At 39.8% G+C, this 13,699-nt stretch carries 11 protein-coding genes; 9 read left to right on the forward strand and 2 right to left on the reverse strand.

All coding sequences use genetic code 11. From position 1 onward, the window contains the following. The first annotated feature begins 378 nt into the window (after positions 1-378). The 4 genes from D1164_RS20800 (at position 379) to D1164_RS20815 (ending at position 4,304) form a co-directional block, all read left to right on the forward strand. Positions 379-1,056 carry an energy transducer TonB gene (locus D1164_RS20800; RefSeq protein WP_119351839.1) on the forward strand — a complete coding sequence of 226 codons (678 nt, stop codon included), beginning with the start codon at positions 379-381 and terminating at the stop codon, positions 1,054-1,056. A 145-nt stretch (positions 1,057-1,201) separates the two neighbouring features. Continuing rightward, on the forward strand, positions 1,202-1,597 hold the full coding sequence (locus D1164_RS20805; RefSeq protein WP_119351840.1) for a BlaI/MecI/CopY family transcriptional regulator: 396 nt from the start codon (positions 1,202-1,204) through the stop codon (positions 1,595-1,597). After that, positions 1,581-2,999 (forward strand): M56 family metallopeptidase, encoded by a 1,419-nt coding sequence (locus tag D1164_RS24075; RefSeq protein WP_172594562.1) that lies wholly within the window; start codon positions 1,581-1,583, stop codon positions 2,997-2,999. Before D1164_RS20805 ends, D1164_RS24075 begins: the two co-directional genes overlap by 17 nt. 48 nt (positions 3,000-3,047) lie before the next feature. Then, positions 3,048-4,304, forward strand: a complete 1,257-nt coding sequence (locus D1164_RS20815; protein ID WP_119351842.1) for a tetratricopeptide repeat protein — start codon at positions 3,048-3,050, stop codon at positions 4,302-4,304. A 6-nt stretch (positions 4,305-4,310) separates the two neighbouring features. Here the strand turns inward: D1164_RS20815 and D1164_RS24170 are convergent, their stop codons facing one another. Further along, positions 4,311-5,267 carry a helix-turn-helix transcriptional regulator gene (locus tag D1164_RS24170; protein ID WP_119351843.1) on the reverse strand — a complete coding sequence of 319 codons (957 nt, stop codon included), beginning with the start codon at positions 5,265-5,267 and terminating at the stop codon, positions 4,311-4,313. A gap of 157 nt (positions 5,268-5,424) precedes the next feature. On the opposite strand from D1164_RS24170, the gene D1164_RS20825 reads away from it, so the two are divergent. Both D1164_RS20825 and D1164_RS20830 read left to right on the forward strand, forming a co-directional pair. After that, positions 5,425-6,126: a hypothetical protein gene (locus tag D1164_RS20825; RefSeq protein ID WP_147372252.1), complete on the forward strand. Its 702-nt coding sequence runs from the start codon at positions 5,425-5,427 to the stop codon at positions 6,124-6,126. Between the two features lie 97 nt (positions 6,127-6,223). After that, entirely contained in the window at positions 6,224-9,115 is a 2,892-nt protein-coding gene (locus D1164_RS20830) for a TolB family protein (protein WP_147372253.1), read from the forward strand. Here D1164_RS20830 and D1164_RS20835 read toward each other — a convergent pair. Beyond that, a complete protein-coding gene (locus D1164_RS20835; protein ID WP_119351846.1) occupies positions 9,092-10,294 on the reverse strand; it encodes a metallophosphoesterase in 1,203 nt (400 codons plus the stop codon). The two genes, D1164_RS20830 and D1164_RS20835, sit on opposite strands and share 24 nt — an antisense overlap. A 928-nt stretch (positions 10,295-11,222) precedes the next feature. On the opposite strand from D1164_RS20835, the gene D1164_RS20845 reads away from it, so the two are divergent. From D1164_RS20845 to D1164_RS20855, 3 genes are all read left to right on the forward strand, one after another. Beyond that, the gene (locus D1164_RS20845) at positions 11,223-11,618 is read left to right on the forward strand and encodes a helix-turn-helix domain-containing protein (RefSeq protein ID WP_119351848.1); all 396 of its coding nucleotides are present in this window, start codon (positions 11,223-11,225) and stop codon (positions 11,616-11,618) included. A gap of 310 nt (positions 11,619-11,928) precedes the next feature. Next, positions 11,929-12,708 carry a dihydroorotate dehydrogenase electron transfer subunit gene (locus D1164_RS20850; RefSeq protein WP_119351849.1) on the forward strand — a complete coding sequence of 260 codons (780 nt, stop codon included), beginning with the start codon at positions 11,929-11,931 and terminating at the stop codon, positions 12,706-12,708. Further along, the gene (locus D1164_RS20855) at positions 12,696-13,607 is read left to right on the forward strand and encodes a dihydroorotate dehydrogenase (protein WP_119351850.1); all 912 of its coding nucleotides are present in this window, start codon (positions 12,696-12,698) and stop codon (positions 13,605-13,607) included. Before D1164_RS20850 ends, D1164_RS20855 begins: the two co-directional genes overlap by 13 nt. The last annotated feature ends 92 nt before the right edge of the window (positions 13,608-13,699 follow it).

Raw genomic sequence — 13,699 nt, forward strand, 5'->3', positions numbered from 1 at the left:
CTCTTGAAGAGCTTCAAGTACTACTTTTGTTTTAAAGCCTGCGCTGTAAGTTTTTCTCTTTTTCATAACAACAAGTTTATTAAATTTTCAAATTATACTTGTTGTCTAAATTTTGGGGCTAATTATAGGTAGATAATTTTTGCCCGGAAAACACAGCAGACTATTAGCTTTTGTAATTTTAAAACTAAAATATTAGTTGATTTATATTGCTTATAATGAGTAGTTTATTTTCTTTTTATATAAAATAACTAAGAAATTAGTTTGAAAACTAAATCTTTAGTTATATATTTGAAATAGGATTTTCCTGTAGCAGTAAATGAAGTAAGGGGAGAAGGATACAATGTATTTTGATTATGTAAAACGTTAAATTTAAATGCCATGGAAACAAAAAAAACAAACGCTGCAAATTTGGAGAACAAAAGAAACCTGTTCTTTTTAATTGGACTGGTGATTGCTCTCGGTTTTACTTTACTGGCTTTTGAATGGTCGGTTGCGCCCAAAAAGGCAGAATCTCTTGGTACGGTTCAGTTTCAGCCTGTTGCGGAAGAAATGGTTCCGATAACCCGTGAGCCAGAAGCCAAACTCCCGCCTCCTAAAGTTGTCGAAATGTTGAATATAGTTGAAGATCATGTTGATATTGATGATGAGATTCTGATAGAAGACAGTGAGGCAAATGATGAAACAGTTATTGATTTTACCCCGGTCATATTTAAAAATACGGAAGAGCCGGAAAGAGAAGAGAAAATATTTATTGCCGTGGATGATCCTGCTGAATTTCCGGGAGGAGACAGGGCTCTTTATAAATACATCAGTGACCAGGTAAGGTATCCTGTCGTTGCTCAGGAGAACGGAATTCAGGGAAAGGTATTTGTAAAATTTGTTGTAAATGAAGTGGGAATGGTGAGTAATGCCGAAATTTTACGGGGCGTAGATATTTCCCTGGATCAAGAGGCGCTACGGGTTGTTAACAGTTTGCCGAAATTTAAACCCGGAAGACAACAGGGGAGAGCGGTAAAAGTATATTATAGTGCCGTCATTAATTTTCAACTTCAGTAGTCTAATAATCCGGAAAGGATTTGACCTGTTGCGTTTCAATGTATGTACGGTGTATTCAATTCCGGGAAACAAAACTAAATATTTAGTTGGTGGGCACAGTTTTTGTAGTTCGAATAATCAGGTTTTATCATTTCAACGTATAAAAATGAAAGAGTTAACAAAAGCAGAAGAACAGGTTATGCAGCTCCTTTGGAAGCTGGAAAAAGCCTTTGTAAAAGATCTTATCGATGAAATGCCAACCCCCAAACCTGCTTACAACACGGTATCTACTATTATTCGTATTCTTGAAAAAAAGGGTTTTGTAGGACACAATGCCTACGGAAAAACCCATGAATACTATCCGCTCATCTCCCGGAAAGAGTACACCCGCTCGTTCATGAAAAACTTTATGCGCAACTATTTCAGTGGTTCTTTTCAGGAAATGGTTTCATTTTTCGCCAAAGAAGACAACATGAGCCTGTCTGATTTGGATGAATTAATGGAAGATGTGAAACGTGATCTGGAAAACGAAAATTCAGATGAAAATGGACAACATCGTTAATTTTATCCTGGAATCAGGAATCAGTCTTTCCCTGTTTTCTCTCATTTACATTCTGTTTCTCCGGAAAGAGACCTTTTTTAGGCTAAACCGGCTTTTCCTGCTAAGCTCCCTTCTTTTTTCGGTCATTCTTCCTTTTCTGAAGTTTCAGGTTTACAATACCGATCCTGTGATGCTGACCGAGATTACTATTACACCATATCGTAACCTGATTGAGGCTGTTACGGTTTACGGAAAAGATTTGTCGGGTAGCATCGAACAGGCCATTCTTTCTGCCAATGCCATTATCCTGATATACATTGCCGGATTGTTGTTTTTTCTTCTTCGCTTTCTGGTGCGGGTAGCAGAATTAATCCTGCTCATTTACCAAAATCCGGTACAAAAAATGCATGGCTTTAAACTGGTTACCCTGAATCAAAATATTGGGCCGTTTTCTTTTTTGAATTATGTTTTTTTGAGCAGTTCCCTGGAAAGGAAAGACGGGTATCACAAGATGATTGCACACGAGCTGGAACACATTAAGCAAGGGCATACTTTTGATGTTATCATCCTCGAAATCCTTACCGCTTTTCAGTGGTTTAACCCGTTTATGTGGATGTTTCAACGGGTAGTCAGGGAAAATCATGAGTACCTTGCTGATCAGGCTGTGTTAAATTCAGGAGTTAGCCGGGGATATTACAAAAAGTTACTGCTTATTCAATATGCAGGCGACCAGTTTGAAATGACCAATCACTTTAACTATTCCCTGATAAAGAACCGCGTTAGAATGATGTCGAAACTCAGATCATCAAAGGTTGCCAACGGGAAGGTCATTTTTGGAATTTTGGCTGCCTTTGTTTTAGTTGTCGTTTTTGCCTGCGAAAAGAAAGAGTCATTTGAAGTGGGAGCTAAAAAGGAAGTTGCTCCATTGAATGTAAGCGCTTTGAATGAGCAACTGAAAATCGAAAGTGCCTCAGGCAATCTGAGAAAGATAAGACAGCTTTTTTCGGGAGGTAATACGGGAGAAGCAGACGACGACAGTTTGATCAATATACACACAGCTCAAAAGAAGGAAGAACCGAAAAAGTTGGGGGTGGCTGAAGAAGTGTTTTTCCTTGTGGATGAAATGCCTGGTTTCCCGGGAGGTGATGATGCACTGCGCCAGTTTATTACCAATTCGGTTGAATACCCTGAGGCTGCCATTGAAAAAGGGTTGCAGGGGAAAGTGGTTGTTTCCTTTGTTGTAACCAAAAACGGATCAATTGCTAATTCCCACATTGCACATGGAGTTGATCCGGCCCTAGATAAAGAGGCCCTGAGGGTTATAAATAGTCTGCCTGTTTGGACTCCCGGAACGCACAAAGGGAAAGCAGTTAATGTTAGTTACACTGTTCCAATCACCTTTGCATTGGACAACAACCTCTGAATAATCCGTTTTAGAAACGGTAAAAAATAAATCTAAGATTCAATAGCTATGAACTTTCGACAACCGTTTTATATTTTCCTGTTTCTTTTTTTTAACTTTCAGATCACAGTATTGTCGCAGGATAAAACAGATTTGTTAATTCTGCAAAAAAACTACCACGCTGCTCTCCTGCAAATCGATAATGAGATTCAGAAGTATCCGCAGGCTGATTTGTATTTCAAAAAAGGATTTGTTTTCAGCCAAATGCAAAACTATCAGAATGCTACAAAGGCTTTTTCCTTAGCACTGGAGTTGGAACCTCAAAATTCTAAGTTTTTGGAAGAGATGGCCGAAGCCTTATCTTCTTTGGGAAATCATTATGACGCAACACCTTTTTTTGAACAGGCTGTTGTTTTGCAGCCAGAAAAACATTCCATCGCAGGTAAACTGGGTCGAAATTATATTCAATTAGATAAGTTTCAGAAAGCGTACGATATTTTCGCAGGTATTTACCAGGCAGATTCATCCAATGTCTACTGGAACAAGCAGTTTGCTTTTTGTGCGCATCAAACCGGGAAAACAAAACATGCCATCACATTGTATGAAAAAGTATTGGATATCAACCCACGGGATTATGCTTCGTATTTTAATCTTATCCGGTTGTACCAGCAAACGGAGCAATTTGGCAAGGCTTTGGAAACCATCGAAGCAGGACTTGGGAATTTTCCGGATGATGCTGGTTTTTACCAGCAAAAAGCTACTTTTTTTATGGGGAACCGGCAGTACAATGACGCCCGGCTGGCTTATGAACAATACTTTAAGGCAGGAGGCGATTCGGTTTATAAAGTATTGATGAATTATGGAATCTCTCTTTATTTTACAAAAGATGAGAATAAAGCGATTCAGGTTCTCGACATTTGTGCCGGACAGTTGGCTAACGATCCCTATGTGCTGTTTTATTTGAGTCTGAGTCACAAAAACCTGGCGCAATATCAAACAGCTGAAGCTTTTATGAATGCTGCCATCGAATCGGCTACGCCAAGCTACCTGCCCGAAATGTACCATCATCTGGGACAGATTTTTGGACAGCAACGCAAGTTTGAGGAATCAATTGCAGCGCTGAAAAAGGCGAACGAGTTGGATCCTTCCAACAAGGAAGTGCTTTTCGAAATTGCCACTACGTACGAAGAGTTTAATTCGAATAAAACATTGGCGCTGAACTTTTACCGTGTGTACCTGACAGAGGCGGGCGAATCGGCACAAAATGTAAACTACGCCCTCGACCGAATAAAAAAAATCAAAGAAGATATGTTTTTTGAAGAGTAACGGGCTTTAGTTTCCGTTCAGCCTTTCCATTACAAGGTTGGCAAGCTGTACACGGCTTTTTACCCTGGTTTTGGTGTAAATGCGGTGGGTATGGTCTTTTACCGTTTGTAATGTTATGAACAGTTTTTCCGCAATCGCTTTGTTGGTTTTCCCGGAACAAATTTCCCGGATAATTTCGGCTTCGCGTTTTGAGATTTCAAAATCTGTACAAAACAGGTGGAAGCTTTTGTCGGAATCAGCCGTGTTTTCAACACTCGGGCAGGCCATCAGTCTGAGACATACGGGTAAAAGAGCGCTTGCCGCAAATAGCATTAAAATTGAGGATACGATGGAAACAAATCCAAAAATATCATGAAACCAGAGCATCATCGAATAAAGTCCCACACTTGTGAGATAAATCAAAATACATTTAGGTAACTCTTCCTTTTTGAAACCGCGCATTGTCTCTTTTTTCGACCGAAAAAAAGGGTAGGAAAATAGCAAATGAAAAAAGAGGTTAACAATTACAAATATTTTGATTAGAAAGGTATCAGGCTTTGCAGGTGAAGGAAGAAAATTGTTTTGAAATAAAAATGCAAAGATGCTCAATAGTACGATAAAACTTGCAAAATAAAAGTACACCCATTTTTTAGACGCATTGTATCCGTTGATGCTAAACGCAAATTTAAGAAGCATAAACCAGCTTACTACAAGAAACGGAATTCCAAGAAGGGGGACAAAAAAGGCCAGTTTTTCGATCAGCTCATTGCTCATATAAACATCAGTCATAATTTGTCTCAGCCCCAGATTGCCCCATATTCCATATATAAAAAAGCAGAAAAGGAATATTTGCTGGTAAAGCAGAATTTGCAGGACGGCCGTTTTTTGTTCTCTGAGCAACTGATAGGTAACCAACGTACCGGTTACCGCAATTCCCGTAGTGGCAATAAAAGTTACAAGATAGGATAGATTCTCAATCAGCATTATGGTTTAAATTTTGGCCAAGTAGTCACTGTAAGGCTGTGGCCTACCAAAGTAGTGAATATTTAAATTCCAACCAAAGTAGGAAGGATATTTTTACAGAACAGGTTATTTTCGTTACAGCAAAACAATGTGCGAAAACAAAACAAAAAGCATGAAAATGGAAAAACAAAAGTATTTCGATTTAACTCCTTCTGTGGGAGGAAGTTTTAGCTATGGCTGGCGGACAATATTTGAAAAAGCTTTTCTTCCGCTGTTACTGGCTGTAATTATTACCGGATTGCTCAACGGACCTGTTGGGGTAAACTGGAAATCAGGCGAGGGCGATTGGTTCAATTTTGTGTGGTTTGTTCCTGTGGCATTATTTAGTATGGCCTACGGTTTTTTGTTTATGCCGGTTATTAACTATGGCGAAAAGTATATTTTCCTGAAAGCCATGCGGGATGAAGAAACTGATCTCCGGTTTCTTTTTGAAGGATTTAAAACCAAATACCTGAAAATTGTTCTGGCTAATCTGATTGTGTTTGCATTGGTTATAATTGGGCTTGTCCTGTTTATCATTCCGGGCATTATTGCTTTATGCCGGCTCGTTTTTGTGCCTTATCTGGTGATGGACAAGGAGCTGGAACCTATGCAGGCAGTGGAAAAAAGCTGGCAAATGACCCGTGGACATGGCTGGAAAATATTTGCCATGGCAATTATTTCAGTTTTTATTTTCATCGCGGGATTGATCGTTTTATTTGTCGGTGCGATTATTTCATTTATGTGGATTCATGCGGCTTTTGCTACATTATATCTTTCTGTGCTCAATCAAAATGCCGATGAAAACCCGATTCCTATTTTAGGAGTAAACGAAGCTTGACGGTTAATTAAGGAAGAAGCTGCCTGACAAGGGATAGGCTTCTTTCTTTTTTACTCTGTCGAGATGGTTTCTTTCCCGGAATGTTTATTTTTGGGAAATGAAGAAGATCATACTATTCTCAATATTTATCGCATCAGTATTTCTTTCTGCTGCGCAATATTTTCGAACTGGTCAGGATCCAGCTTCCATTCATTGGAGACAAATCAATACAAAAAATTTTCAATTGATTTATCCTGATTATTATGAAGTACAGGCTCAAAAACTGGCCGGAACACTTGATGCTGTGTATCCTTACGGAAGTTATTCATTGAAGTATAATCCGAAAAAGATACCTGTAATCCTGCATACTCAAACTGTCCAGTCCAACGGCTTGGTGGCCTGGGCGCCCAAACGGGCCGAGTTTTATACTACGCCGCATCAGTCCATTTACGCGCAGGACTGGTTGGAGCAGTTGGCCCTGCATGAATTCCGTCATGTTGTGCAGATTGACAAAATACACAGCAACATGCCCGGATGGTTAAAGGTATTGTTTGGGGAACAGGTTTCGGCGCTTGCTTTTGGGGGGTATCTGCCCTGGTGGTTTATCGAAGGTGATGCAGTAGTTGCTGAAACAGCGCTGAGCAATTACGGGAGGGGGCGTTTCCCTTCTTTTTTAATGGAACATCGCGCCCAGGTTGTTGAAAAAGGAGCTTTTTCTTATGACAAAGCTTACCTGGGATCATACCGCGATTTTGTTCCTGACCATTATAAATTGGGGTATTACCTGGTTGGCCATACAAAAGAAAGGTACGGAAACCAGGTTTGGGAAGAAGTACTGACCCGTACCGGTCAAAAGCCACTTTCGCTTTCTCCTGTTAACAAAACATTGAAAGACTATACCGGATTAAACAAGAAACAACTTTACCAGTCGGTTTTCGACAGTTTGCAAACAGTTTGGTTGAAGGAGGACAAAAGCTTTCAACCAAAATCTTTTGATGTGTTTTCCCAGCCCAATGCTGTTTTTACAAATTACCGGTACAACCACTGGCTGAATGACTCGGTACTGTTTTCTTATAAAACTTCCTACGATGGAATACCGTCGTTTGTAAAAGTGAAGCCTGACGGAAAGGAGAAGAAGCTTGTTTTTCCGGGTATTGTTTTTAATGAATCGGCAAGCTATATTGGCGAATGGATTGTGTGGTCAGAACAGATTTCCGACCTTCGCTGGCAGCACAGCGGGCATTCATTATTGAGATTGTTTAATACAGGAAATAAAAAAAGGCTTGAAATTAAAACGGAACATAAATGTTTCAGCCCGGTTATTTCACCTCAAAAAGACAAGATAGCTGTTGTGGAAACAGATTTTTCGAGCAATTATTACCTTTCTGTGTACCAATTGCCCGGAGGAAAATTGCTCCAGCGTTTCCAGACACCCGGTAACAATTATTTTTTCACTCCTGAATGGCTTACCAATAACCAGGTGGCAGTGATTGTCCTGACAAAGGAAGGTAAAAGGCTGGCAACAATCGATTTCTCCGAAGATAAAATGGAAATGCTTACCACCCGGGATTTAGGCGAGCTAAAACATTTGCGGGCACATGCAGACTGGCTTTATTTTATTAGTTCCTATTCTGGAAAAAACAGTTTGTATCGTCTTAATTTATCCAACCGGAAAATTGAAAAAATTTTTGAACCTCGGTTTGGTGTTGAGTCGCCCGCCATTTCTCCCGACGGGAAAAATATTGCCCTTAGCGATTACACCGCCAGTGGATTCCGGTTGATTCAGATTTCGTTAGAAAACATCAATACCAGTCCGCTTGACGATGTGGAACCAGCCCTCTACCCATTAGCAGAAAAGTTGGCTGCCCTGGAACCGGGCATCCCGGTTTTTCCGGATTCCACAGAGGAAAAATATGCCTCGGAAAAATACAGTAAGACAGCTAACCTGTTCAAATTTCACAGTTGGGCCCCGGTTTATATCAATACTGAATCCTACGAATTTTTTCCGGGTGTGAGCCTGATGTCGCAAAATGTACTGGGCACTTCGGAGACCGTAATTGGGTACAAATGGGACCATACCGAAAATACAGGAAGGTTTACACTCGATTACACATTTAAAGGATGGTATCCGGTTTTCGATTTTAGTTTAACACAAGGTCCACGGGCTTCCAGCTATTATCAAATTATGCAAAATACCGATAATCAAGGGAATGTTGTAAGTCAGGATACGGTGTTAAGAAAGTTTACCTGGGGACAAACAAATGCCGGATTAAATGTCCGGCTACCCTTAAACCTGAACAAAGGGCCTTTTTACCGGATAATCCAACCGGAGGTGCAATATGGTTTCAATTTTTATAATGGCCATGATTCTGCCCCCGAACAGTTCAGGGGAGGAAACTTTCATTCGTTGGGATACCGGCTTTATTTTCACCAGTTGTTACGGCAAAGCTACCGGGATATGTACCCAAATTTTGGAATTATACTTGACGGCAGTTACCGGCATTCGCCTGTAGGACTGCTCAGAGCTGGTGAAATCTCTTCTTTACAATCGGTATTGTACTTGCCGGGAGTATTAAATAACCACGGAATTAAAGTTTATGCCGGAGCCCAGCACAAAAATACCGGCGGAAGGTTGGGGTTTTCAGATGTGGTAAGGTATGCAAGAGGATGGGGACGAATTAACACCACTGATATTTATACTGCCGGCGTCGATTATAAACTCCCGCTTTTTTATCCTGATATGAATCTTTTGGGACTTCTATATGTGCGCCGGATAAAGGGAGCATTGTTTGCTGATTATACCAGGCTGAAAGGGAACTTTTACAGTGACGGACAAATAACCGGTACTTTTGTAAAAGACATCACATCAATGGGAACAGAACTTACGGCTGATGTAAATTTTGTACGGTTTTATGCCCCTTCCAGCATAGGTTTCAGGGCTTCGTATCTCCCGGAGATGAAAAATGTGTATTTCGATTTTCTGTTTTCAATCGATTTTACCTCGTTTTAGTGTAAATACGGATATTTCTGCAGGCATATCTAACCGCCAGGGCATACCTATGGTTCCCAAACCGGTATTTACGTAAAGGGAGGTGTTTCCCTGAATGTAAAGTCCTCCCCAGCTTTTCCGGGTAAGAGATGCCAGGCTAAATGGTATCCCGGCCAGTTTTATTCCCCACTGCATACCGTGGGTATGACCTGATAGTGTCAATTCAATATTTCTTTTTCCTGCTATTTTACTCTCCCAATGGGCGGGATCGTGTGTGAGTAAAATCGTAAAAGCATCGGATGGAATGCCCTGTATTGCTTTTTCAAGGTCAGCATATTGCGGAAACGGGGGATGCCCCCAGTTTTCAACTCCCGCAATGAAAATGGAGTCGCTTCCTTTTTTTATTACCGTATGCTCATTTCTTAACAGCCGGAAGCCATTTTCCTGCAAAGTATTAATGATGCCTTCAAAATTTGCCCGCTTTTTTTCATCTGTATCCCAGTTGGAATAATTACCGTAATCATGGTTTCCCAGAATGGCATAACTTGTCTGGTTTTCTGTAACTTCCTGCAGGATTGTATCAAAACCTTCCAGTTCGTTTGCAAAATTATTTACCATATCGCCTGTAAACAGGAGAATATCGGGATCTATCTTGTCAATTTTAGTCGCCACCTTTTCAAGCAGCCTCCCGGTTTTTTTTACCCTTCCCAAATGGGTATCAGAAATTTGAACAATTTTGTAATTGTCAAAATTTTTGGGAAGATTAGCAAAATAGAGATCAATTTGTTCCATTTTTAGCTGACCACTTCCTGCCATGGTTCCATAGAGCATTCCGGCTGAAAGACCCACAGCAACAATAAAACCGGCATAAGGTAGAACGGGAGATCTTTTCTTTCCTGAAAAAATGAGATGTAAAATGAAAGCAACCGACTGGGGAAGATTAAACACGAAAAAAGTAAAAAGGAGTGCATTAAAAAAGAAGTAAACAGGATAATAACTGGCTTCCCTCGGTTGGTAAGGGTAAATGTAAAGAACAACAAATCCAGCTAATATCAGAAAACTAACCAGCCCATAAAAAAGGGGGAGAAACTTAAAGTTTCTTTTTCCGAAAATCTGCTTTAGGTTTTGAATGGTCCCTGTGGCAATAAGAAAAAAGATAAGAATGAAGACAAGCAAAAAAAGAAGTTGAAAAGATCGCATGGGCTGTATTTTTATTTTTCTTCGTTTTTATAGTAAGTTTTTAATTTTAAGTATAATTCACTTCATCACAGAATGTTAAATGCATAATCCGGTCGTTTTAACCTTCTGAGAATCGAATATTCCTATTTTTTAAAGCAAATGTACGGAATGAAACAGATGACAAGCCTGAAAAGTGGGAGAAAATTAAAATATAACAAAACTTTCAGAAGGGGAAATGCAATAACCAAATTATCCTGCTTTGGCAAAGGCAAAACAAAAATTAGATAAAATAAATTTAGGGCAGATAAGCGTAAACGTATTTATCCACTTTGCTTTCTGGTTCTCACCATAAAAAATTTTTCTTCCCATTAATTGGGGAAACCAAAAGGTATTTATAAATGGGAAAAGTTGAATGTAGAAAAAGAGAAGTGATTTCATGTACAGATGTTTTTACAAATGAGAACAACAGTGCGGTTTACATTTGTCAACACAAAAAGAAAATTATTCCAAACAAAACAACCAAGTATGTCGATACAAATGTGAATACAACAAGACAATCCATTTGTAAATTCAGGTGATACAAAAAAATGCCAGAGAACTGCAGAAGGGTAGGGAGACTAATAGCAAATACTATACATTATACTTCACTATTTCAATTAGTTATAACATAAAAATAAAAGTATATTATAGAAATGATACAGTTGTTTGTCTGTTTGAGCATTTTTAATTGATATTTTTAAAATAAGAGGTTGTTAACCAGTGAATTATAGTGGAGTAATTAAAGTAATTTCCAAATATGCCCCTTTCGTCTATTGCTCTGTCATTCATTGTGTTGCATAACTTACGGGCAAATTGGCCTTATTTTGGTCCGTTGAAAAAAAATTAACAGAATATAGGAAAAGTAAATTCAAAAAGTTACATTTGTACAGCATAATCATTTTATACAGAAATGAAGGAACGCATCCAAAAAATCATTGATTACAAAGGTATAACTCCGGGCGATCTGGCAGATATTCTGGGAGTCCAGCGTTCCAATATATCGCATATACTGAATGGACGCAATAAACCGGGCGCTGCGTTTATTGAAAAGTTTTTGCTGGCATTTCCAGGGGTAAATGCGCGTTGGTTGTTTACCGGAGATGGTCCAATGATTATAAGCGATTCGGAAAAACGAGATATTACATCTTCTGAGAAAAAGATATCTCAGGTAAAAAGTGAACCTGAAATTCCTTACCAACTTCACTCTTCCGAAGAAGAAACAGAAAGGCAAGACTCCGGGAAAACACTGGATAAGGTGATTTTAATCTATTCTGACGGAACGTTCGTTTCGTATAATCCTGCATAATTACTGCTTGCATTCATTTTGTGTTGTAAAGCATAAAAAATAATTTACATTTGTTAATTTGGTTTTGAAAAATGTTTTTACATTTGTAACGAATAACAATTATGACAGGATGATAATTTAAATATACAGTTATCGTATTTACAAACCCGGAATTAAAGCCAGTTAGTTTAAAAATTAGAAGGCAAATCAGGACCGTCAGTGTTTAACACCGGCGGTCCTTGGTTTTTGGTGCATATTGATACACTCATACGGGCAGTTTTTACTTAAGGAATGAATTATTCTTTATCTTTGCCGCCAAATTCAGTCGAGCATGGGAAAAAAATCAGTAGCCGATTTTATTATCACCGAAAATATTCCTCTAAATAAGGATAATTACCTTATCCGGTTAAAATCGCCGGAATCTTTGCCGCCGATAAAACCCGGACAGTTTGTTAATATTGATATCAAAAATTCTTCAGAAATTTTTCTGCGCAGGCCTTTTTCTGTGTTCGAGACGGATTATAAAAATAACAGCATATCCATCATTGTAAAAGTACTGGGCCGTGGTTCGAAAAAACTTACGGAAGTTAAAGCAGGAGAGGTTTTGAGCCTGGTTTATCCGCTGGGAAAACACTTTACTTATCCGTCTCCGGGCGACAAGGTGCTTGCAGTGGGTGGAGGAAGCGGGTTGGCACCGATGCTTTTTCTGGCGCGGGAATCGGGACTTCCTGCTGAAAATATGGATATCATCATTGGGGCCAGGAGCGCTACTGATCATATCGATGCCAGCGCTTACAATAAATATGGAAACATTTATTTTACAACGGAAGACGGTACTTTAGGCACCCGGGGGTTGGTGACACATCATCCGCTTTTTGGTGAGCTGGCAAACTATGATAAAATTTATGCCTGTGGGCCAGAAGGAATGATGAAAGCCGTAGCGCGTGAAGCTAAAAAAACCGGGGTATTTTGTGAAGTTTCTCTTGAAAACCTGATGGCTTGCGGGTTTGGCGTGTGCCTTTGTTGTATTGAGCCCACAGTGAACGGGAATTTGTGCGTGTGTACAGAAGGGCCTGTTTTTAATATAAACGATTTGAAATGGCAGATTTAAGCGTAAAAATACACGATCTTCTACTAAAAAATCCGGTGATGCTGGCCTCGGGTACTTGTGGTTATGCAGAAGAAATCAATGAGTTTTACGATGTGTCGCAGCTTGGAGGTATTTTCCTGAAAGGGATTACACCGCGAAACCGCGACGGGAACCTGTACCCCCGTATGGCAGAAACACCTTCAGGAATGCTTAATGCTGTGGGACTTCAGAATAAAGGAATCGATTACTTTATTCAAAATATCTACCCGCGGATTAAGAACTATGAAACACCTTTGATTATAAATGTCAATGGTTCGACAGTAGAAGAGTATATCGAGGTTACGGAAAAAGTAAATGAACTCGACAACATTCCGGCTATCGAATTGAATATTTCCTGTCCGAATGTAAAAGAGGGCGGAATGGCATTTGGGGTGAGTTGCCCGGGAGCCGAAGCTGTTACCCGTGCCGTAAGAAGTGCATATAACAAAACTTTAATTGTAAAACTGTCTCCGAATGTCACCGATGTTTCTGAAATAGCCAAAGCCGTGGAAGGGCAGGGAGCCGATGGTGTCTCCCTGGTGAATACATTTGTGGGAATGGCTATTGATGCTGAAACGCGTAAACCTTTGCTTTCAACTGTTACCGGGGGATTATCTGGCCCGGCTATTAAACCCATTGCCCTGCGCATGGTGTGGCAGGTGGCCCAGGCGGTAAAAATTCCTGTTATCGGAATGGGAGGTATTATGAATGCCGCTGATGCCATCGAGTTTCTTTTGGCTGGCGCTTCAGCTGTCCAGGTAGGAACAGCCTTGTTTAAAGATCCATTCATCCCCCTTAACATTGTGGAGGGAATTGATAATTATCTCTTGAGGCACCAAATGTCGTCTGTCAGTGAGTTAATTGGCGGCCTGCAATTATAATTTGGTTTGCTTTTTTTGGGGAAGAATATAACTCTTTCCCGTAAATTTTTCTATTTTCCCCAACCTTCTTCCTATTGCATTACGTATCCCAA

The sequence above is a fragment of the Mariniphaga sediminis genome (assembly GCF_003573545.1).
GTDB classification, from domain to species: domain Bacteria; phylum Bacteroidota; class Bacteroidia; order Bacteroidales; family Prolixibacteraceae; genus Mariniphaga; species Mariniphaga sediminis.

Bases quoted from the DNA above. Each gene is read 5' to 3' on its own strand.
- D1164_RS20815 (WP_119351842.1), top strand. From the start codon at position 3,048: ATGAACTTTCGACAACCGTTTTATATTTTCCTGTTTCTTTTTTTTAAC.
- D1164_RS20850 (WP_119351849.1), top strand. From the start codon at position 11,929: ATGGGAAAAAAATCAGTAGCCGATTTTATTATCACCGAAAATATTCCT.
- D1164_RS24075 (WP_172594562.1), top strand. From the start codon at position 1,581: ATGGACAACATCGTTAATTTTATCCTGGAATCAGGAATCAGTCTTTCC.
- D1164_RS20845 (WP_119351848.1), top strand. From the start codon at position 11,223: ATGAAGGAACGCATCCAAAAAATCATTGATTACAAAGGTATAACTCCG.
- D1164_RS20855 (WP_119351850.1), top strand. From the start codon at position 12,696: ATGGCAGATTTAAGCGTAAAAATACACGATCTTCTACTAAAAAATCCG.
- D1164_RS20825 (WP_147372252.1), top strand. From the start codon at position 5,425: ATGGAAAAACAAAAGTATTTCGATTTAACTCCTTCTGTGGGAGGAAGT.
- D1164_RS24170 (WP_119351843.1), bottom strand. From the start codon at position 5,267: ATGCTGATTGAGAATCTATCCTATCTTGTAACTTTTATTGCCACTACG.
- D1164_RS20830 (WP_147372253.1), top strand. From the start codon at position 6,224: ATGAAGAAGATCATACTATTCTCAATATTTATCGCATCAGTATTTCTT.
- D1164_RS20805 (WP_119351840.1), top strand. From the start codon at position 1,202: ATGAAAGAGTTAACAAAAGCAGAAGAACAGGTTATGCAGCTCCTTTGG.
- D1164_RS20835 (WP_119351846.1), bottom strand. From the start codon at position 10,294: ATGCGATCTTTTCAACTTCTTTTTTTGCTTGTCTTCATTCTTATCTTT.
- D1164_RS20800 (WP_119351839.1), top strand. From the start codon at position 379: ATGGAAACAAAAAAAACAAACGCTGCAAATTTGGAGAACAAAAGAAAC.